Below are 20,777 nucleotides of genomic sequence, written 5' to 3' on the forward strand. Positions count from 1 at the left end.
AAAAGGATCGCGATGGAAAGAAAAGCCGCAAGCGGCGACGCGTTGGGCCACGACTCGCTGATCCTCGGTATCGAGAGTTCGTGCGACGAAACAGCCTGCGCCGTGCTCGACGGCGCGGGGCGGATCCGTGCCGAGTTCGTCGCCAGCCAGATCGCCGACCACGCGCCCTTCGGCGGCGTGGTGCCGGAAATTGCCGCGCGCACCCATCTCGCATTGCTGCCGGACATGATCCACCGCGCGCTGGCGGCGGCCGGCACTACGCCGTCCGGCCTTGTCGCGATTGCCGCCACGGCCGGCCCAGGCCTGATCGGCGGCCTTATTGTCGGCGCCAATACGGCCAGAGGGATGGCGCTAGCAGCCGACGTGCCATTCATCGCGATCAACCATCTCGAAGCCCATGCGCTCACCGCGCGTCTGCCGGACACCGGCGGCAACCCGCCGAACTTCCCCTATCTGTTGCTGCTTGTCTCCGGCGGGCACACGGCGCTCATCGCGGTGGAGGGGGTCGGACGCTATCGCCGGCTTGGCACCACGCTGGACGATGCGGCCGGCGAGGCCTTCGACAAGGTCGCGAAACTGCTTGGCCTGCCCTATCCCGGCGGTCCGGCGCTGGAGCGTCTTGCCGCCGAAGGGCAGGGCGGCCGATTCGACCTGCCGCGGCCGATGCTTGGCCGGCCCGGCTGCGACTTTTCCTTCTCCGGCCTGAAGACCGCCGTTGCTCAACTTGTCGCCCGGCAGCCGGAAGGCGGTCTGCCGCGCGATTTCGCAGCCGATCTCGCCTTCGCCTTCCAGAGCGCGGTGGTCGCGGCCCTGGCCGATCGGCTGCGCCATGCCCTGGCGATGCTGCCCGGCGCGACAGCGGTGGTCGTCGCCGGCGGGGTCGCCGCCAACAAGGCGGTGCGCGCCGCGCTGGCCGATATTGCTGCCGGCGCAGGCCTTCCCCTCGCCGCACCGCCGCTCCGCCTCTGCACCGACAATGCGGTCATGGTCGCCTGGGCGGCGATCGAGCGCCTGCGCGCTGGCGACGCCGCCGATCCGCTCGGCGTGCGCTGCCGGCCGCGCTGGCCGCTGGAGCATGTGCGGAACATGCAGATTGCAGGCTGAGCGGGTTTCGTGCCACGCTAGTACATAATCCGATCGAATGACCTCATCTGACCGGATCAGGATACTCGCTCTTTCAGACTGATGGCGCTCGGTATCCGACCCCACAGATCGGGAAGTGCGCCATACATGAAAACCGGAAACAGAGGCGCTCCCGATGAGTAACGTGTCTACGCGGGATCACTCCGATCTTCCCGCATCCGGCCGCGCGCCGGGCCCTGCCGTTCCGCTGGCGCTCGCTCCCATCCGTTCCGTTGCCGACTGGCGGGACGCAATTCTTGCGAAGCTGGTCTATGCCCTTGGCAGGGACCAACGCACGGCCAGCGATCGCGACTGGTTCGAGGCGCTCGCTCTTGCCCTGCGCGACCGCGTGGTTGCGCACGCCCTCGATTCGGACGATCTCACCCGCGTGGCCGGGCACAAGCGCGTCTATTATCTCTCACTTGAGTTCCTGGTCGGCCGCTTGCTGGTGGACACCCTGACCAATCTCGACATGACCGGCCTGACGCGCGCGGCCCTTGGCGAACTCGGTGCAGATTTCGAGCGCGTCCGAGCCGCCGAGCCCGATGCTGCCCTCGGTAATGGCGGGCTCGGTCGGCTCGCCGCCTGTTTCATGGAGAGTGCGGCCAGTCTTGCGATCCCGACCTGCGGTTATGGAATCCGATACGAGAACGGATTGTTCCGTCAGGAGATCCGCAACGGCGTTCAGGTCGAATTACCGGAAGACTGGCTCGCCGCCGGCAATCCCTGGGAAATCCGCCGGCCGGAGCGGGACTGCGATATCGGCTTCGGTGGCCATGTCGAGCAGGTTGGCGACGATGATGGTGCCACCCGCTGCGTCTGGCATCCCGCCGAACTCGTGCGTGCCGTTGCCCATGATACGCCGGTCATCGGCTGGCGGGCACGGCATGCGAACCGGCTTCGCCTCTGGTCCGCGCGGGCCGTCGCGCCGCTGCGACTCGACGCCTTCAACGCTGGCGACTACCTCGGCGCCGTCGCCGACGACGTGCGGGCGCGATCAGTCTCGCGTGTCCTCTACCCGTCGGATACGACGCCGGCTGGCCAGGAACTCAGGCTCCGCCAGGAATATTTTTTTTCCGCTGCCTCACTGCATGACATCCTCCGCCGCCATCTCGCCGAAGGCTACGATCTCTCCCGACTGCCGGACATGGCGGCGATCCAGCTCAACGACACCCACCCCGCGATCGCGATCGCCGAGATGATGCGCCTGCTTGTCGACCGGCACGGAACCGCCTGGAATGAAGCCTGGCGCATCACCTGTGGCTGCTTTTCCTACACCAACCACACGCTGCTGCCCGAGGCGTTGGAGACCTGGCCAGTCGCGCTGATGGAGCGTCTGCTGCCGCGACACATGCAGATCATCTACCGACTCAATGCCGACCATCTCGAAGCGGCCCGCGCGAAGGGGGCGGCTTCGGACTCGCTGCAGGCAAGCCTGTCCATGATCGACGAGACCCAGGGCCGCCGCGTGCGTATGGGCACGCTTGCCTTTGTCGGCTCGCACCGTGTCAACGGCGTCTCCGCGCTGCACACCGGCCTGATGCGCGAGACCGTCTTTCACGACCTGCACGTGCTCCATCCCGACCGGATCACCAACGTCACCAACGGAATCACCTTTCGCCGCTGGCTGTTCGAGGCCAACCCGCGACTGACCGGCCTGCTGGTCGATGTGCTTGGCGACGCCGTCCTCGACGATCCCTCAGTCCTTGCCGGTCTGCGCGGGCTGGCCGGCGATCCCGGTCTCCGCGCCCGGCTCATCGCCTGCCGGCGCGCTAACAAGGTGGCGCTCTCGAACCTGGTCGGCGAGCAACTCGGTATCGGCCTGGATCCCGACGCGCTGTTCGATGTCCACGTCAAGCGCCTTCACGAGTATAAACGGCAACTGCTCAACATTCTCGAAGCGGTGTCGCTCTGGCAGGCGATCCGCGCCCGACCCGCGGCGGGGTGGGTGCCGCGTGTGAAGATCTTCGCCGGCAAGGCCGCGGCGAGCTACGCGCAGGCGCGGCTGATCATCAGGCTGATCAACGACGTCGCGAGCGTGATCAATAACGATCCAGTCACCAGCGACTTGCTCAAGGTCGTATTCCTGCCGAACTTCAATGTCAGTCTCGCGGAGATCATCATTCCCGCCGCCGATCTGTCCGAGCAGATCTCGACGGCCGGCATGGAAGCTTCCGGCACCGGCAACATGAAATTCGCGTTGAACGGCGCGCTCACCATCGGCACGCTCGACGGAGCGAATATCGAGATCCGCGATCACGTGGGCGCTGACAATATCTTCATCTTCGGCCTTACCGCAGCAGAGGTTGCTGTGCGCCGGCTCGACGGCTGGCATCCGGAATGCTCGATCGTCGCCTCGCCCGCGCTGGCCGGCGCAATCGAGGCGATCGGTCGCGGCACCTTCTCACCCGGCGAGGATACGCGCTTCGCCCCGATCGTCGACGAGTTGCGCCGTACCGACCGCTTCCTTGTCACCGCCGACTTCGATTCCTACGCCGAGGCCCAGCGCCGCGTCGCCGCGCTATGGCGCGATCGCGACGCCTGGTGGCGTGCCGCGGTGCTCAATACGGCGGGCATGGGGCCGTTTTCGTCCGATCGTGCGATCGGCGAATACGCGGAAAAGATTTGGCATGTAACAGGCTTGGAGAGATGAGCCGATACAACTGAAACAAGTCCGCCAGACGTCCCGGCGGCATGAGGGAGGAAAAACAATGAACGGACGCACCGAACGGACCACACCGCTGTCGCGCAGCGCCATGGCTTATGTGCTTGCCGGCGGCCGTGGCTCACGTCTTCACGAACTGACCGACCGGCGAGCCAAGCCGGCGGTGCAGTTCGGCGGCAAGTGGCGCATCATTGATTTCGCTCTCTCCAATGCCCTGAATTCCGGCATCCGCCATATCGGCGTCGCCACTCAATACAAGGCCCACAGCCTCATTCGTCATCTTCAGCTCGGCTGGGCGTTCTTCCGGCGCGAGCGCAACGAGAGTTTCGATATCCTCCCCGCCAGCCAGCGGATTTCCGAACAGAACTGGTATCTCGGCACCGCCGACGCCGTCTACCAGAACATCGACATCATCGAAAGCATTGGACCTGAATACATCATCATCCTCGCCGGCGACCACATCTACAAGATGGACTATGAGGTGCTGCTCCAGCAGCATGTTGCCCAGCAGGCAGATGTCACCATCGCCTGCGTGGAAGTCCCGCTTGCCGACGCCCGGGGCTTCGGCGTCATGCATGTCGACGAATCCGACCGCATCATCGACTTTCTCGAAAAGCCGGCGAACCCGCCGCCGATTCCGGGTCGCGAGGGAGTCGCGCTGGCGAGCATGGGTATCTATGTCTTCCAGCGGGACTTCCTGTTCGACGTGCTGCGACGCGATGCCGATGATCCCCATTCGAAACATGACTTCGGCGGCGACATCATCCCGGCGCTGGTGCGCGAAGGCCGCGCCTGTGCACATCACTTTGCGCGTTCCTGCGTCCGTTCGGCGCAGGAGCCGGAGCCCTACTGGCGCGATGTCGGCACGATCGATGCTTATTGGGAGGCCAACATCGACCTGACCGATTTCGTGCCTGCGCTCGACATCTATGACCGCACCTGGCCGATCTGGACCCACACCGAAGGCACGCCGCCCGCGAAATTCATCCATGATGAGGAGGGCCGGCGCGGCCAGGCGATATCGTCGCTCGTCTCTGGCGGCTGCATTGTCTCCGGGGCGTCGCTGCGCCGCTCGCTGCTATTCACCGGAGTACGCGTGAATTCCTTCTCGCAGGTCAGTGACGCGGTGATCCTGCCGGGTGCCGATATCGGCCGCCATGCTCGGCTTGCCAATGTGGTGATCGATCGCGGCGTGCGGATTCCGGAAGGGCTGGTCGTGGGAGAGGATCCCGAGGACGACGCGCGGCGGTTCCGCCGCACCGCGCAGGGGGTGTGTCTGATCACCCAGCCGATGCTCGACCGGCTGATGACCGCCTGATCATGCGCGTCCTCTCGGTCGGATCGGAAATCTACCCGCTCGTCAAGACCGGCGGCCTCGCCGACGTGATGGGCGCGCTCCCGGCGGCCCTGTCGTCCGAAGGAATCACGGTGCGGTCGCTGGTGCCGGGCTATCCAGCCGTCACCGCCGCGCTCGATCGCGCGGAATCCGTCCTGCGGATTCCCGACCTCTTCGGCGGTGCAGCGGAGATTCGCGCCGCGGCCGCTGGCAGGCACGATCTCTTCGTGCTGGATGCACCGCATCTCTATGCGCGCCCGGGAAATCCCTACATCGCCTCGAACGGCGTCGATTGGTCCGACAACGCGCAGCGCTTCGCGGCGCTTTGCCGGGCGGGCGCGCTCCTCGCCCGCGGTGCCGTCGGTGGTTTCGTGCCCGATCTGCTCCATGCGCATGATTGGCAGGCCGGTCTCGTGCCCGCCTATCTTCATTATGAAGGTCATGCCGCGCCGCCCTGCGTATTCACCGTTCACAACCTTGCATTTCAGGGCTGGTTTCCTGCCCATCTTCTCGGCGCGCTCGGTCTGCCGGCCAGCGCCTTCGTCATCGACGGTGTGGAATATTTCGGCGGCATCGGCTTCCTCAAGGCCGGTCTGCAATTCGCCGACGCCATCACCACCGTCTCGCCCCGCTATGCCACCGAGATCGCGACGCAGGATGGCGGCATGGGGCTCGACGGGTTGCTTCGCAAGCGTGGCAGCGCAGTGCATGGCATTCTCAATGGCCTCGATACGGCAACGTGGAATCCTGCTACCGATGAACATCTTGCCGCGCGTTATGATGTCGCAAATCTTGCTGCGCGGGCGGTGAACAAGCGCGCAGTACAGGCGCGGATGGGCCTCGCGCCGGATCCGCGCGCGCTGCTGTTCGGCGTGGTCAGCCGCCTGGCCGGGCAGAAGGGGATCGACCTGATCATCGAAGCCCTGCCCGTTCTCGACGCGCTGGGGGCGCAGCTCGCGGTGCTCGGTACTGGCGAAACCGGGATCGAGGCTTCGCTGCGCGAGGCGGTAGCGGCTCGGCCGGGCCGCGTTGCCGCGATCATCGGCTTCGAGGAATCGCTCTCGCATCTCATTCAGGGCGGTGCCGACGCGATTCTCGTGCCGTCACGGTTCGAGCCCTGCGGCCTTACGCAACTGGCGGCCCAGCGCTATGGCGCAATTCCCGTGGTCTCGCTGGTCGGCGGCCTGGTCGACACCGTGATCGACGCCAATCCCGTCGCCATATCCGCCGGTGTCGCCACGGGAATCCAGTTCGGGCCTGTAAGCGAGGCCGGCCTCTCGGACGGCCTCCGACGCACCGCGGCACTATATGCGGATCCCGACAAGTGGAGCCGTATGCAGCGCAACGCGATGGCGCTCGACGTTTCCTGGACCGAGCCAGCGCGAAACTATGCGGCTCTCTATCGGTCCCTGACGTCGCGTTAGATAACGCTCATTCCGCCGGCAGGGTCGCCAGCCTTCGGGCCCGGCGGCGGCCGAACCCGGTCAGCGCTAGATAGATCACGGGCGTGGTGTAGAGCGTCAATGCCTGGCAAACGATTAGTCCGCCGATCACCGCGATACCGAGTGGCCGGCGGAGCTGTTCGCCCGTGCCGACTGCGAAGGCGAGGGGCAGCGCCCCGAGGGCGGCGGCAAGTGACGTCATCATGATGGGCCGGAAGCGTTCGAGGCAGGCGGCGCGGATCGCCTCGGCCGGCGTCATGTCATGTTCACGCTCGGCATTCAGCGCGAAATCGACCAGCATGATGCCATTCTTCTTGACGATCCCCATCAGCAGGAAAATGCCGATAATGCCGATGACCGAGAGCGGTGTGCCGGTCACCAGCAAGGCGAGCAGGGCGCCAACGCCGGCTGACGGCAGCGTGGAGAGAATGGTCAGCGGCTGGACGAGGCTTTCATAGAGTACGCCTAGCACGATGTAGATCGCGATCAGCGCCGCGAGGATCAGGAGCGGCTCGTCGTTCACCGACTTCATGAAATAACGCGCGTTACCGCCAAAACTGATCTTCACGGAAGCGGGCAGCGGAAGTGAGGCAATGGCCTGTTTCACCGCGGTGATCGCCTGCCCGAGAGACGTTCCCTTTGCGACATTGAAGCTGATCGTCCCGGCTGGCAAGCCGTCGAGATGCGTGACGGAGAGCGGTGCCGTCGCCCGGACATAATGCGCGACAGCCGAAAGCGGCAGCGGCTCTTTCGTGCCGGCGACATAGATATGCTGGAGATCGACGGGTGAGCGATCCAATCCCTCCGGCACCTTCAGGATCACTGAATACTGGTTCTCGGCCTCGTAAATCCGAGAAATCTGCTGCTGCGCGAAGGCGTTCTGCAGCACGCCGTCGATCGCCGCAATCGAGACGCCGAGACGCGCAGCCGCGTTGCGGTCTATTTCGACCGTGATCTGGGTCTGTGCCTTGTTCTGATCGGTCGAGATATTGTCGACCTGCTTTAGCGTGCGCAGCTTCCGTTCGATCTCTGTTGTAACCTGATCCAATCCCGCAAGAGAGGGATCGACGACCGAGAAGCTGTATTCTCCGCCATTCGACTGTCCTCCAAAAAACAGGTCCTGCGCCACAAACATGAACGTGGTGATTCCCGGAATCCGCGCGAGTCGCGCTTGAAGCTGGCGCACGACCTCCTGTGCCGACGCCGTGCGCTCGGATAGCGGCTTGAGCTGGATGAACATCTGACCGCGATTGGCGGTGGAGAATCCGTTGGCGACGCCGATGCGCGAACTCACCGTATCCACGGCGGGATTTTTCAGGATCGCAGCAACAACGCGCGCTTCCAGCCGTTTCATCCGCGAGAATGACACGTCTGACGGTGCCATCGTATGGCTGATGATCAGCCCCGAATCCTGCTCGGGAATGAACGCCTTGGGTACCTTGATGTAGAGGAAGATGGTCAGGGCTACGGTGAGCGCGAAGCTCGCCAGCATCAGCCAGCGATGCGCGAGCGCCCAGTCTAGGCTGCGCGCGTAGGCATCGAGGCTGCGCCGGTAGAGCCGGTCGATCCCACGCGCGATCCGCGAGTCACGCCCCACTTTCGGAGTCCGCCCCATGAAATGCCCGCAAACCATCGGCGTGACCGTGAGCGAGATTGCGCCCGAGATCAGGATGGCCACCGAAAGCGTCATCGCGAACTCGTAGAACAGGTCGCCGATGACACCGCCCATCAGCGTGAGCGGGAGGAACACGACGACGAGCGAGATCGTGATCGAGATGACGGTGAAACCGATTTGCCGCGCTCCAACCAGAGCCGCCTCGATGCCGCTCAGGCCTCGCTCATGCTGTGTCACAATATTCTCGATCATCACGATCGCGTCATCGACCACGAAGCCCACGCAGATGGTCAGCGCCAGCAGGGAAAAATTGTCGAGCGTGAAACCCAGTGCCCACATCACGCCCACGGTCCCGGCCAGCGAGAGCGGCACCGTGACACCGGCGGCGATGGTCGGCGTCATGCGGCGCATGAACAGCGTGACCACCGCGAGCACGAGCAGGATGGTGATCAGCAGCGTGATCTGGATGTCGGCCACACTCGCGCGGATAGTTGTCGTGCGGTCGTTCAGGATCGACAGCTTCACCGACGGCGGCAGCCAGGTGCGGATGTCTGGCAGCAGTTTCCTCACGCCCTCGACCGTCTTGATCACGTTGGCGTCGGCGGTCTTGGTGATCTCGATGGTGATCGCCGGCTTGCCGTTCGCGCTCGCGGCAAGCTGCGTGTTGGCAACGCCGTCGATCACGGAGGCCACGTCCGATAGTCGTAGCAGCGCGCCCGACGCCGATTTGAGCACGATGTCGCGATATTGCGTTGCGCTGGTGAGCTGTCCGTTGGCAACCAGCGTCCAGGCTCGGTGCGGTCCTTCGATCACGCCGAGCGGCTGTGTGACATTGGCGCTGCGTACTGCGTTGTAGACATCGGCGCTGGTCAGTCCGGCCGCGGCGAGTGCCTGTGTGTTCAGCCGGATCCTGACGGCCGGCGATCCGCCGCCATAGATGCCGACCTGCGCCACCCCGGGTACCTGCGCCAGCCTCTGGTCCAGCACCGTGTCGGCAACGTTATAGATCTGCGCTAGGCTCATCGTGTCCGAGGTCAGTGCCAGCGACATCACCGGGCGCGACGCCGGATTGAATTCCTTGTAATAGGGCCGTCGTGGCATCGAGGCGGGCAGGTTGGGCAGCGCGGCGTTGATCGCGGCCTGCACCGCGTGGGCATAGACGCTGATATCCGGCCCTGGATTGAACAACAGCACGACCGATGTCGAACCCACCGAATTCTGTGAGCGGATGTCGTTCACCCCCGGAATCGTGCCCAGCGCGTGTTCCAGCGGGGCCGCAACGGTGCTCGCCATGATCGCCGGCGAGGCCCCCGGATCGGAAGCGAAGACGACGATTGCGGGAATCGGAATGCTCGGCACCGGTGCGACCGGCAGTTGCAGATAGGCCAGCGCGCCGGCGATCAGGATGCCAAGGGCAAGCAGCGTCGTCCCGATCGGCCGCCGGATGAAGATCGATGAGACGTTCACCGCCTATTCCGCCGGGCCAGTCTGTGCCGCCGGCGCTTCCCGCCGTGCCGGCCGCAGCCGGTCCATCGCGAGGTAGATCACCGGTGTCGTGAACAGCGTGAGCAACTGGCTGACCAGCAATCCGCCAATGATGGTGATGCCGAGCGGCGCGCGTAGTTCCGCGCCCGCGCCGCCTTCCAGCACCAGCGGCACCGCGCCGAGCAGGGCCGCCATCGTCGTCATCATGATCGGGCGGAACCGCAGGATCGCCGCCTCGGTGATCGCCGCCTCCGGGCTCAGCCCCCGCGTGCGCTCAGCCTCGATCGCGAAATCGACCATGATGATGCCGTTCTTCTTCACGATGCCCATCAGCAGCACGATGCCGACCAGCGCCACCAGGGTGAAATCCGCGCCGAAGAGCATCAGCGCGAGCAGCGCGCCGATCCCCGCCGAGGGCAGGGTGGAGAGGATCGTCACCGGATGGATCGTACTTTCGTAAAGCACCCCGAGCACGATGTAGATGACGACGAGGGCCGCGAAAATCAGCCACGGCTCCTGCGCGAGCGAGGTTTCGAACTCGGCCGCCGCCCCCGAGAACCGTCCGCTGATGGTATCCGGCACGCCGAGTTTTTGCTCCGCACTGCGTATCGCGCTCTCGGCCGCGCCGAGTGACGCGCCCTTCGCGAGATTGAAGCTGAGCGTCACCGAGGGAAACTGGTCTTCCCGGGTGATTGCGAGCGGTCCGTAGCGCTGGTCGATCTTCGCCACCTCCAGCAGCGGCACTTCGCCGGCTACCGACGTGCTGACGCTGCCCGCGGCCCCCGTTGCCGTCGTGCTGTTTCCGCTCACCGATCCGCCGGGGCCGAGCGCCGTGGACGAGACGCTCGCCGAAAGACTGCCGGTTGGCACATAGATGCTGGCCAGCGCCTGCGGCGATCGTGCATAGGCGGGATCCACGCCGAGCACCACGCGATACTGCGCGTTCTGCGTATAGATCGTGCTGACCTGCCGCTGGCCGAACGCGTCGTAGAGCGTCGCCTCGATCGTCGCCATCGAAATGCCAAGCCGTGCCGCCGCGGCGCGGTTGACGTCGATATAGGTCTCCAGCCCCTGGTTCTGCTGGTCGCTGGCGAGGTCGGTAATCTGCGGCAGGGCGGCTAGGGCGGCGCGGATCTTCGGCGCCCATGCGTCAAGTTCCGTCTGGTCGGCGTCGGTGAGCGTGTATTGATATTGCGTGGGCGAGACACGCGAGGAAAGCGTGATGTCCTGCACCGGCTGCATGTAGGCATGCAGTCCTGGAATCCCGGCCAGCCGCGCCTGCAGCCGCGACATCACCGTGTCGATCGCGGGGCGCTGGCCGATCGGCTTGAGCGTGATGCCGAGCCGGCCGGTATTCGGCGTCGGGTTGGTCAGGCCGGACCCCAGCAGCGAAGTGACGCCCGCCACCGCCGGGTCGGCGCGTATCGCCCTGATCGCCCGGTCCTGCAGCCGCGTCATTGCATCGAGCGAAATGCTCTGCGCGCCTTCCGTCACGGCGACGATCGCGCCGGTATCCTCCTGCGGCAGCAACGCCTTCGGGATGATCGCGAACAGGATGCCGGTGGCCACGACCGTCGCCCCGAAGGTGGCGAGCATCAGCCGCTGGTGCCGCAGGCTCCAGGCCAGGCCGGCGCGGTAGCGCTCCCGCACGCTCGCCAGCGCCGCCTCCGCCGCGCGCGCGATCCGTCCCGGCTGCGAGGCCTCGGCGCCGCGCAGCAGCCGCGCGCTCATCATCGGCGTCAGCGTGAGCGACACCACCGCCGAGATCACCACCGCGATCGACAGCGTTACCGCGAATTCCGAGAACAGCCGCCCGATCACTCCCGGCATGAACAGCAGTGGAATGAATACCGCGACCAGAGACACGGTGAGCGACACGATGGTGAAGCCGATCTGCGCGCTGCCGAGATAGGCGGCCCTCAGCGGCGACTCGCCCTGTTCGATGAAGCGGACGATGTTCTCGATCATCACGATCGCGTCGTCGACCACGAAGCCCGAAGCGACGGTAAGCGCCATCAGCGAGAGATTGTCGAGCTGGAAACCAAGTTCGTTCATCACCGCGAAGGTCGCGACGATCGAGAGCGGCAGCGCCACCGCCGGCACCAGGACCGCGCGCGGATTGGGCAGAAACAGGAAGATCACCAGCACGACGAGAAGGGCTGCGGTGATCAGCGTGATCTGCACGTCCCGCACCGAGGCACGGATCGTCCCCGTCCGGTCGGCGACGACTTTCACATCGATGCCCGGCGGCATCGCCGCGCGCAGCCCCGCCAGCGCAGCCCGCACATCCGCCACCGTGCTGACGATGTTCGCCCCGGGCTGGCGCTGGATATCGACCACCACCGCCGGCGTGCCGTCATAACTCGCGCTCTGCAGGTCGTTCTCGAGGCCAGGGCTCACCGTCCCCACCGCCGACAGCCGCACCGGCGCGCCATTGCGATAGGCGATGATCAGGTCGCGATACTGCGCCGGCATGGTAATCTGGTCGTTGGCGCCGATCGTGTAGGCCTGATTATGCCCGTCCAGCGCGCCCTTGGCGCCGGACTGGTTGGCATTGGCGATGGCGTTGCGCACATCCTCGAGCGACACGCCATAGGCAGCGAGCCGCGCCGGGTTCACCTCAATGCGGATTGCCTTGGTCAGCCCGCCCTCGACCGTCACCTTGCCCACTCCCTTCACCTGCGAGAGCTTGGGCACAAGCCGGGTCTGAGCCGCATCCGCGATGGCGTCGAGCGGCAGCGTGCGCGAGGTCAGCGCCAGCGTCAGGATCGGTGCGTCCGCTGGATTCACCTCGGAATAGGTCGGCGGATATTGCAGGTTTGGTGGCAGCGTGCCCGAGGCGGCGTTGATCGCGGCCTGAACGTCCTGGGCGGCCGTCGTCATCGGCATCGAGAGGTCGAACCGGAGCGTGATCGCGCTGGTCCCCTGGCTCGAGATCGAACTCATCGCCGCCAGCCCCGCGATCTGCCCGAACTGCCGCTCGAGCGGCGCGGTCAGCAGTTTCGAGGCGGTATCCGGCGAGGCGCCGGGAAGCTTGGTCACCACCTGGATCGTCGGAAAATCGACCTGTGGCAGCGAGGAGACCGGCAGTGCCCGATAGCCCATCGCGCCGATCAGCAGCAGCGCGATCGCGAGCAGCGATGTCGCGACCGGCCGGGCGATGAACGGGGCGGAAATGTTCACGGCGCGCCGGCGGAACCCGTGACGATGTGGATCGCCGATCCGCCCTTCAGGCGCGAATTGCCCTCGGTCACCACCTCGTCGCCAGGGACAAGTCCGCTGGTGACGACCACGACGCGCGCCGTCTGCACGCCGAGCGTCACTTTCTGGTCAATCACGGTGAACGATCCCCCCTTCTTGGCCGGCGGCTTCACGAGAAAGACGAAGCTACCGGAAGGTCCCTGCTGCACCGCGACCGGTGGCACGGTCACCGCATTGTCGATCGTCCGGACCAGCGTGCGGACGTTCACATAGGCGCCGGGCCACAGCGTGAGGTCCGGATTTGCAAACGTGCCCTTCAGCGTCAGCGTTCCCGTGTTCGCATTCACCGTGTTGTCGAGAACGGCGAGCGTGCCGTGGTCGAGCACCTTCGCGGTCTGCGGATCGCCCTCCTCGGTGGCGAGCAGGTCAACCTTGCCACGCTTCATCGCGGCGATGATCGCCGGCAGATCCTGCTGCGGCAGGCTGAACTGCACCGAGATCGGCTGCAGCGTGTTGATCACCACGATGCCGCTGGTAGTGCTTGGGCTGACGATATTGCCGGCATTCACCTGCAGGATGCCGGTGCGTCCGGAAATCGGCGCGGTGATCCGCGTATAGCCGAGATTGATCCGGTCGGTCTCGATGCTGGCCTCGTCCTGCTTCACCAGCGCCCGATCCTCGGCGGCGGTGGCGAGCGCCGTCGCCGCCTGCAGTTTCGAGGTGTAGTTCTGCTTGACCAGCGAGGCGTATTGTCGCGCCTGCATTTCCGCGTTGGCGAGACTCGCCTTGTCCTGCGCAAGCTTCGCCTCCGCCTGGTCGAGTGTCGCGCGATAGGGCGCGGGATCGATCTCCGCGAGAAGATCGCCCTTCTTCACGAACTGGCCGGGCGTGAACAGGATTCTGGTGAGCGGCCCGGTGATCATCGGCTGCACCGTCACCGTGTGGTAGGCGACGACGGTGCCGAGCGCATCGAGGTAGACGGGCACGTTCTGCCGCGTCGCCTTCGCCACCTCCACAGGAATCGCCGTTGCCCCGCCGCCGTGCGCGGGTTTCGTCCGGTGCGCCAGCCGGTACGCCACCGCGCCGACAAGGGCGAGCGCCACCAGCCCGAAAATGATCCGTCCGCGCCGTTTCGCCATCGTCAGTGATCCTTGCCGGCGCCGGCCGTCCAGCCACCGCCCATCGCCTTGTAGAGATTGACCGCGGCATCGAGCCGGGTGAGCCGCGTCGTCACCAGCGTCGTCTCGTCCGACAGCAGGGTCTGCTCGGCGTTCAGCACCGTGCCGATATCGACCACGCCGGCCCTGAGCTGCGCCCTGGCGCCATCCAGCGCGGCTCGGGCGCGTGCGACCGCAACCTGCTGCAGCGCTTCCTGGTCGGTGGCGTAGCGCAGCGCGGTCATCGCGGTCTCGACATCGGTGAAAGCCTGCACCACCGCCTGCTCGTATTTTGCGACATCTTCCCGATAGGTCGCGCGGCTCACCCGCAGCTGCCCGGTCAGTGCACCGCCCTCGAAGATCGGCTGGGCGATCGAGGTTGCCGCCGAGATCAGTGTCGAGCCTGGCGCAAAGAGAAGGTTCAGCGCCTTGCTCTGCCAGCCGCCCGAGCCGGTCAGCGTGATCGACGGGAAGAACGCCGCGATCGCGCCACGCACATTGGCGTTGGCGGCGATCAGGTTGGCCTTCGCCTCCGCGATGTCGGGCCGGCGCTCCAGCAGCCCGGCCGGCAGTCCCGGCGCCAGCGCCGGCACCGTCAGCGCGCCGAGCGAGCCGCCCCGCACGCGCAGGAATTCCGGCGCCCGCCCCGTCAGGATGCCGAGGCCGATCGCCTCCTGGCGCATCTGCGAGACCAGGTTGGGAATGTTCGCCCGCTCAGACGCAACCAGCGCAGCCTGCTGCGCCACCGTCGGTGCATCGACGATCCCGGCCCGCAGTTCCGCCCGCAACTGTGCGAGCAGCCCCTCCGCCGCCTTCAGATTGCGTTGCGCAATTCCCAGCTGGTCCTGGTACGCCAGTACCTGGAAATAGACGGTGGCGACCGAGGCTTCGGCGGTCAGTGCCACCGTCGCCGCGTTGAATTCCGCCGCCGCCGCGTTCGCCTGCGCCGCGCGCAGCGCGTCATAGTTCTTGCCCCAGAAATCGAGCTGGTAGGAGGCCTGGAACGTCGCGGTGAAGCTGCGCGTATCCACCGCCTGCAGCCCGTTGCCGGCATTCGCCTGGATCTGCTGGAATGACCCGCTGCCGCTGCCCGTGATCGCTGGCAGCAGTGGCGCGCCGGCGATCTGTGCCTGCGCGTTGGCCGCCTCGAGCTGGTCGATCGCCTCGATCACCGAGAAATTGTGTGCCTTCGCCGCTTCCACCAGCCGGTCGAGCTCCGGCGAGCCGAAATGGCGCCACCATCCGGGCTTCGGCCAGGCCGGCTTTGCGTCCGCGGTGGCCGAAAACCGCGCCGGCACATTGGTCTGCGGCATGTGGAACGCGGGACCGACGGCGCAGCCTGCAAGTCCCGGCGTCAGCAGCGCGGCGGCGGCGAGGCGGAGGCGCCTCATGCGGTGATTGGTCGTCGTGTCACGCGCCTCTGGCCTTTCCGCGCCCGTCTTCTCGTCCCGATACGACTTCAGGCCTGACGTATTTTTTGATGTCTGACGCACGATTCAAGACCTCCTGCGCCGGCCGCGGTCAGGGACGCCAGCGCAAGGCGGACGGCGGCGGCGAGGTCGGATCATAGTTGATCCATGAACCGTTGGTCAGTGACTGTCCGGTGAGTGCCAGGATGAAGGCCCAATGGCTGACCACCAGCGTCTCCCGCCAATCCGGCCGCGCCGCCATCGCCGCGCGGAACCGATTCGCGCGTTCGATCACCGCCTCCTCCGTCTCGGTTTCGTCAGGCCACCAGCGAGTCGGCAGGTGCGCGAAATCGTGATCCGGGAACCTCTCGGCAAGGCGATCCGGTGGGCTGCCGATATCGCAGGTGAAGTGGAACCGCTCGCGGATCTCCGCCGAGATTTCGACATCGAGGGGCCGCCGCGCCAGCACCGGCGCTGCCGTCTGCAGCGTACGGGTATAGGGCGAGACGATCAGCCGCCGCAGCGAGTGCCCTTCAAGCGCCGAAGCCGCGGCCTCCGCCTGCGCGTGCCCGTGTTCGGTCAGTCCGGGATCCTCGATTCCAGGGTCACGCCGCGTCGCGGTGAAGTGGAGGTTGAACTCGCTCTGGCCGTGGCGAAGCAGGATCATGCCTTCAGCGATACCCTGCGCCGGGGGCTTCGGCAAACCGCGCGTCGGGCATGCCGCGGTTGCGGGCGCGCCGCGCTCGGCCTATCACGAGGGCGGGCTTGCCCCGAGAACAGGTGTCTTAGCGTCATGCATACCGGATTTCCCGTCGATATCGTCCTTCTCGCGCTCGTCGCGGGCTTCTTGGTGCTGCGCTTGCGCAGCGTGCTGGGCCGTCGCACCGGCTACGAGCGGCCGCCCATGCCCGAGCCGACTGCGGCCGGCGGCATGCAGCGTCCCGGCGGCCCGGTGATCGAGGGGGTTGCCGAGCCGCCGCGGTCCACCCGCCCGGTGCCCGCGCCTCACACCGTCGTCGGGCAGACGCTCGCGCGCATCGCCCAGGCCGAGCGCGGCTTCGATCCGGCCCGGTTTCTCGACGGCGCCGAGGCCAGCTTCCGCCGCATCGTGCTTGCCTTCGCCGCAGGCGACCTCGCGGCCCTGCGGCCGCTGCTCACGCCTGGCGTGTTCGCGACCTTCGAGCAGGCGGTGGCCCAGCGCGCCGAGGCTGGCGAAACCCAGCACACCGAGATCGTCCGTATTGTCGAGGCGACGATCGACGAGGCCGAACTCCTCGGCGGCGAGGCCGTGATCGTCGTCCGCTTCGTCTCCGACCAGCAGAACTACACGCGTGATCGACAGGGGCAGGTTATCGCTGGCACCGAGGCGATGACCGAGATCGTCGACCTCTGGAGTTTCGAGAAATCCCTCGGCGCGGCCGACCCGACCTGGCGGCTGGCGGCGGCGCGCAGCGGCTGATCCATGCACCGATCCACCTTGCGCGGCCTTGCCGCGCCGTTCACCGCCATCACCCTGCTCGCCGGCTGTGCCTTGCCGCCCGCCGGCGCGCCCCAGGCCGATCATGCCGGCCTCACCCCTGTGCCCTTCGCTACGCTCCCCGGCTGGAGCGTTGAGGCTGCCGTCGCCGGCCTGCCGAGTTTCCAGAGGTCATGCAAGGTGATCGCGGTCATGCCGGTCGACCAGACGCTGGGCGGCGCCGGCGTGGCTGGCGCGCTCGGCGGCAAGGCCGGCCAGTGGCGCGCTGCCTGTGCTGCCGCCGAAGCCGTCCCGCCGGACGACGCGGCCGCGGCCCAGCATTTCTTCGAGGCATGGATGGTGCCCTATGCAGCGTCCGGCGCCACGCGGATCACCGGATATTACGAGCCGGTCTATCCCGGCTCGGAAATCCGCGAGCGCGGCTACGATGTCCCGATCTACGGTCGTCCGCGCAATCTCGTGAACGCCAACCTGTCCGCCTTCCGCGACTCCTCCGGCAAGCGCCGTATCGTCGGCCGCCTGCGCTACGGCACAATGGTGCCCTATTACACCCGCGCCCAGATCGAGGCCGGCGAGATCAACCGCGAGGCCAAGGTAGTTGCCTGGGTCAAGAATCCGGTCGACGCCTACATGATCCAGCTCCAGGGCGCCGCGCGCCTGCGTCTGCCGGACGGCACGCTCATCGATCTCGGCTTCGACGGCACCAACGGCCGCACCTACACGCCGATCGGCAAGCTGATGGTCGAGAAGGGCTATTTGAAGCCCGACCAGGTCTCGATCACCTCGATCCGCGCGTGGCTGCTCGCCCATCCCGTCGAGGCGCGCGGCCTGATGGATGCGAACAAGAACTACGTGTTCTTCAAGCGCATCCGCGGCGTGCCCGACGATCTCGGCACACCCGGCGCGCTTGACGTGCCGCTGGCGCCGGAAGGCTCGATCGCGGTGGACGAGAAGGCGATTCCGCTCGGCGCGCCCGTCTATGTCGCGACGAAGTCGCTCGCCCGGCTGACCACCGCGCAGGACATCGATGTCGGTGCCCACGGCACCTCCGCCGCGCAGATCTTCTTCGGAATCGGCAACGAGGCCGCGGCGCAGGCGAGTGCCCAGGACGGCACAGGCCGGATCTTCATCTTCCTGCCCCGCCAGCCCGCCGCCGCGCCGACATCCGCCAAGGGAGCGTCCTCATGAGTGAATCCGCCGCGGCCGCACCGCGCGTCGCCCTGTTCGTCACCTGCCTCGCCGATCTCTACCGGCCGAGCGTCGGCTTCGCCGCCATCCGCCTGCTTGAGGCCGCCGGCTGCACGGTCGAGGTGCCGCGGGCGCAGACCTGCTGCGGCCAGCCCGCCTACAATTCCGGCGATCATGAAACCGCCCGCGCCCTGGCCGAGGGCCTGCTCACCGCCCTCGCGGGCTACGATTACGTCGTCGCCCCCTCGGGCTCGTGCGCCGGCATGCTTCGCAAGCACATGCCCGGCCTGTTCGAGGCCGACCCCGACCTGCGCTTCAAGGCCGACGTCATCGCCGCGAAAACCTTCGAACTCACCAGCTTCCTGGTCGACGTGATGGGTTTTGCCGGGCTCGATGTCGCCCTGCCGCAGCGCGCCACCTATCACGATTCCTGCGCCGGGCTGCGCGAACTCGGCGTCAAGGACCAGCCCCGCGTGCTGCTCTCCCGCGTCGAGGGGCTGGAAATCGTGGAAATGGACACGCCCGAGGTCTGTTGCGGCTTCGGCGGCACGTTCTGTGTCAAGCATCCCGACATTTCCGCCCGCATGGTCTCCGACAAGACCGCCGACATCGCCGCGACCGGCGCCGAGCTGCTGCTCGCCGGTGATCTCGGCTGCCTGCTGAACATGGCCGGCCGCCTGACCCGCGAGGGCAAGCCGGTTGCCGTGCGCCACGTCGCCGAGGTGCTCGCCGGCATGACCGGCGAGGTGGCGCCGATCGGCCGCGGCCGGGACGGGAGCGCCGCTTGAGCGAAAGCGCGACCCCACACGGCTCTCCCGGCGAGAAGCTCCGTCTCGCTGGCCTGATCGGCGTGCTCGGTGTCGTCTACGGCGATATCGGCACCTCGCCGCTCTACGCGGTGCAGGCCTCGCTGTCATATTTCCCTGGCAATAAACTCCAGGAATCCGACGTCCTTGGTCTGCTCTCGCTCATCTTCTGGGCGCTGATCATAACCGTCACCATCAAATACGTCCTGCTGATCATGCGCGCCGACAACGAGGGCGAGGGCGGCACGCTCTCGCTGATGGCGCTCGCCCAGCGCGTCACCCAGTCCGACCGGACGAAATGGATCATCGGCATCATCGGCATCTGCGGTGCCGGCCTCTTCTTCGGCGATGCGACAATCACCCCCGCCATTTCCGTGCTCTCCGCCGTCGAGGGCATGGAGGTGGTCTCCCCGGGGCTCAAGGAATTCGTGCTCCCGATCGCCATCGCGGTCATTCTTGTGCTGTTTTTCGTCCAGCGGTTCGGCACGGCGCGGGTGGGCGGTGCGTTCGGCCCGATCATGGTGATCTGGTTCGTGGTGATCGGCGCGCTTGGTCTTCACCAGATCTTCATTCATCCGAATGTCTTGCGCGCGCTGGTTCCTGTCTACGGCGCCGCGTTCATCATGCGGCACGATCTTCTCGCCTTCATCGCGCTCGGCTCGGTCGTGCTGGCGGTCACCGGCGCCGAGGCGCTTTACGCGGATATGGGGCATTTCGGCGCGAAGCCGATACGCGTCTCCTGGCTGTTCTTCGTCCTTCCATGCCTGCTGCTCAACTATTTCGGCCAGGGCGCCCTCGTGATCCGCGATCCGCACGCCGCGAGCAACCCGTTCTTCTTCCTGCTGCCGCATGCTCTGGTGGTGCCGATGGTCATATTGGCGACCATCGCGACAGTGATCGCCAGTCAAGCCGTGATCTCCGGCGCCTATTCGGTTGCCCGGCAGAGCACCCAGCTCGGCCTGCTGCCGCGCATGCCGATCCGCTACACCAACGAGACCGAGCAGGGGCAGATCTATGTCCCGCCGGTCAACAGCTTCCTGTTCGTCGTCGTCGTGCTGCTGGTCCTCGGTTTCGGCTCGTCTTCCGCCCTCGCCTCGGCCTACGGCATCGCCGTCACCGGCACCTTCCTGTCGACGAACGCGCTGGCTGCCTTCGTCTATTGCCGGCATTTCAACTGGCCGCTTCGCCGCACCGTGCTGGTCTTCGGCGCCATCGGGCTGGTTGATTTCGCCTTCTTCAGCTCCAACGTGCTGAAAGTGTTCGATGGCGGCTGGGTACCGCTTGCCATCGGCTTCAGCCTCATCACCGTCATGACCACCTGGCGCCGCGGCCGCGCCCTGCTTCACCAGCGCTGGCAGCAGGATAGCCTGCCGCTCGCCTCGTTCCTCGGCCGGCTGCCGCAATCGCGCATCGTCCGTGTTCCCGGCGTCGCCGTCTTCATGACCGGAAACCCCGAATATACGCCGTCCTCGCTGCTGCATAACCTCAAGCACAACAAGGTACTGCACGAAACTGTGGTCTTCGTCACCGTGCGCAATCCCGGCGTCCCCTTCGTGGGCGATGCGCGGCGCGCCAAGGTCGAGGAACTCTCCGAGGGCGTCTATCGCGTGCTGCTTTCCTTCGGTTTCATGGAAAGCCCCAACATCCCCCGAGCGCTCGACCTGCTGCGAGAGCAGGGGCTGCCCTTCAACCCGATGCAGATCAGCTATTTCCTCGGCCGCGAGACCATTGTCGCCGCGACCGTGCCCAAGCTCGGCTTCATCCGCAGGGCGATCTTCCTGTTCATGCTGCGCAACGCGATATCGGCCACCGAATTCTTCAAGATCCCGTCCGACCGCGTCGTGGAACTCGGCGTGCGGATCGCCATCTGAAGG

At 66.3% G+C, this 20,777-nt stretch carries 13 protein-coding genes; 8 read left to right on the top strand and 5 right to left on the bottom strand.

What is annotated here, in order from left to right:
• Positions 1 to 12 precede the first annotated feature (12 nt).
• From tsaD to glgA, 4 genes are all read left to right on the top strand, one after another.
• A complete protein-coding gene (gene tsaD / locus ACRY_RS03080; RefSeq protein ID WP_011941299.1) occupies positions 13 to 1,104 on the top strand; it encodes a tRNA (adenosine(37)-N6)-threonylcarbamoyltransferase complex transferase subunit TsaD in 1,092 nt (363 codons plus the stop codon).
• A 154-nt stretch (positions 1,105 to 1,258) separates the two neighbouring features.
• Positions 1,259 to 3,775 (top strand): glycogen/starch/alpha-glucan phosphorylase, encoded by a 2,517-nt coding sequence (locus tag ACRY_RS03085; RefSeq protein WP_011941300.1) that lies wholly within the window; start codon positions 1,259 to 1,261, stop codon positions 3,773 to 3,775.
• 58 nt (positions 3,776 to 3,833) lie between these two features.
• On the top strand, positions 3,834 to 5,105 hold the full coding sequence (glgC, locus tag ACRY_RS03090) for a glucose-1-phosphate adenylyltransferase (RefSeq protein ID WP_011941301.1): 1,272 nt from the start codon (positions 3,834 to 3,836) through the stop codon (positions 5,103 to 5,105).
• A 2-nt stretch (positions 5,106 to 5,107) separates the two neighbouring features.
• The gene (glgA, locus tag ACRY_RS03095; RefSeq protein ID WP_011941302.1) at positions 5,108 to 6,547 is read left to right on the top strand and encodes a glycogen synthase GlgA; all 1,440 of its coding nucleotides are present in this window, start codon (positions 5,108 to 5,110) and stop codon (positions 6,545 to 6,547) included.
• A gap of 7 nt (positions 6,548 to 6,554) precedes the next feature.
• On the opposite strand, the gene ACRY_RS03100 is transcribed toward glgA, so the two are convergent.
• The 5 genes from ACRY_RS03100 to ACRY_RS03120 form a co-directional block, all read right to left on the bottom strand.
• Positions 6,555 to 9,647, bottom strand: a complete 3,093-nt coding sequence (locus ACRY_RS03100) for an efflux RND transporter permease subunit (RefSeq protein ID WP_011941303.1) — start codon at positions 9,645 to 9,647, stop codon at positions 6,555 to 6,557.
• 3 nt (positions 9,648 to 9,650) lie between these two features.
• Positions 9,651 to 12,848, bottom strand: a complete 3,198-nt coding sequence (locus ACRY_RS03105) for an efflux RND transporter permease subunit (protein WP_011941304.1) — start codon at positions 12,846 to 12,848, stop codon at positions 9,651 to 9,653.
• Complete coding sequence (locus ACRY_RS03110) at positions 12,845 to 14,005, bottom strand: efflux RND transporter periplasmic adaptor subunit (RefSeq protein WP_011941305.1); 1,161 nt, start codon at positions 14,003 to 14,005, stop codon at positions 12,845 to 12,847. Before ACRY_RS03110 ends, ACRY_RS03105 begins: the two co-directional genes overlap by 4 nt.
• A 2-nt stretch (positions 14,006 to 14,007) precedes the next feature.
• Positions 14,008 to 15,414, bottom strand: a complete 1,407-nt coding sequence (locus tag ACRY_RS03115; RefSeq protein ID WP_231295323.1) for an efflux transporter outer membrane subunit — start codon at positions 15,412 to 15,414, stop codon at positions 14,008 to 14,010.
• A 130-nt stretch (positions 15,415 to 15,544) separates the two neighbouring features.
• Positions 15,545 to 16,099 (bottom strand): histidine phosphatase family protein, encoded by a 555-nt coding sequence (locus ACRY_RS03120; protein WP_007424623.1) that lies wholly within the window; start codon positions 16,097 to 16,099, stop codon positions 15,545 to 15,547.
• 126 nt (positions 16,100 to 16,225) lie between these two features.
• On the opposite strand from ACRY_RS03120, the gene ACRY_RS03125 reads away from it, so the two are divergent.
• Genes ACRY_RS03125 through ACRY_RS03140 form a run of 4 tightly spaced genes read left to right on the top strand, consistent with a single transcriptional unit; the run spans position 16,226 to position 20,774 of the window.
• Positions 16,226 to 16,891: a Tim44/TimA family putative adaptor protein gene (locus ACRY_RS03125; RefSeq protein WP_011941307.1), complete on the top strand. Its 666-nt coding sequence runs from the start codon at positions 16,226 to 16,228 to the stop codon at positions 16,889 to 16,891.
• A 3-nt stretch (positions 16,892 to 16,894) separates the two neighbouring features.
• Complete coding sequence (locus ACRY_RS03130) at positions 16,895 to 18,097, top strand: murein transglycosylase A (RefSeq protein WP_011941308.1); 1,203 nt, start codon at positions 16,895 to 16,897, stop codon at positions 18,095 to 18,097.
• Positions 18,094 to 18,885: a (Fe-S)-binding protein gene (locus ACRY_RS03135; RefSeq protein ID WP_007422439.1), complete on the top strand. Its 792-nt coding sequence runs from the start codon at positions 18,094 to 18,096 to the stop codon at positions 18,883 to 18,885. The genes ACRY_RS03130 and ACRY_RS03135 overlap by 4 nt, the downstream gene beginning before the upstream one ends.
• Positions 18,882 to 20,774: a potassium transporter Kup gene (locus ACRY_RS03140; RefSeq protein WP_007422440.1), complete on the top strand. Its 1,893-nt coding sequence runs from the start codon at positions 18,882 to 18,884 to the stop codon at positions 20,772 to 20,774. Before ACRY_RS03135 ends, ACRY_RS03140 begins: the two co-directional genes overlap by 4 nt.
• Positions 20,775 to 20,777 lie beyond the last annotated feature (3 nt).

Origin of the sequence: Acidiphilium cryptum JF-5 (assembly GCF_000016725.1) — a bacterium.
GTDB classification, from domain to species: domain Bacteria; phylum Pseudomonadota; class Alphaproteobacteria; order Acetobacterales; family Acetobacteraceae; genus Acidiphilium; species Acidiphilium multivorum.

Bases quoted from the DNA above. Each gene is read 5' to 3' on its own strand.
- ACRY_RS03115 (WP_231295323.1), bottom strand. From the start codon at position 15,414: ATGAGGCGCCTCCGCCTCGCCGCCGCCGCGCTGCTGACGCCGGGACTT.
- glgC (WP_011941301.1), top strand. From the start codon at position 3,834: ATGAACGGACGCACCGAACGGACCACACCGCTGTCGCGCAGCGCCATG.
- ACRY_RS03110 (WP_011941305.1), bottom strand. From the start codon at position 14,005: ATGGCGAAACGGCGCGGACGGATCATTTTCGGGCTGGTGGCGCTCGCC.
- ACRY_RS03135 (WP_007422439.1), top strand. From the start codon at position 18,094: ATGAGTGAATCCGCCGCGGCCGCACCGCGCGTCGCCCTGTTCGTCACC.
- ACRY_RS03125 (WP_011941307.1), top strand. From the start codon at position 16,226: ATGCATACCGGATTTCCCGTCGATATCGTCCTTCTCGCGCTCGTCGCG.
- glgA (WP_011941302.1), top strand. From the start codon at position 5,108: ATGCGCGTCCTCTCGGTCGGATCGGAAATCTACCCGCTCGTCAAGACC.
- ACRY_RS03120 (WP_007424623.1), bottom strand. From the start codon at position 16,099: ATGATCCTGCTTCGCCACGGCCAGAGCGAGTTCAACCTCCACTTCACC.
- tsaD (WP_011941299.1), top strand. From the start codon at position 13: ATGGAAAGAAAAGCCGCAAGCGGCGACGCGTTGGGCCACGACTCGCTG.
- ACRY_RS03085 (WP_011941300.1), top strand. From the start codon at position 1,259: ATGAGTAACGTGTCTACGCGGGATCACTCCGATCTTCCCGCATCCGGC.
- ACRY_RS03130 (WP_011941308.1), top strand. From the start codon at position 16,895: ATGCACCGATCCACCTTGCGCGGCCTTGCCGCGCCGTTCACCGCCATC.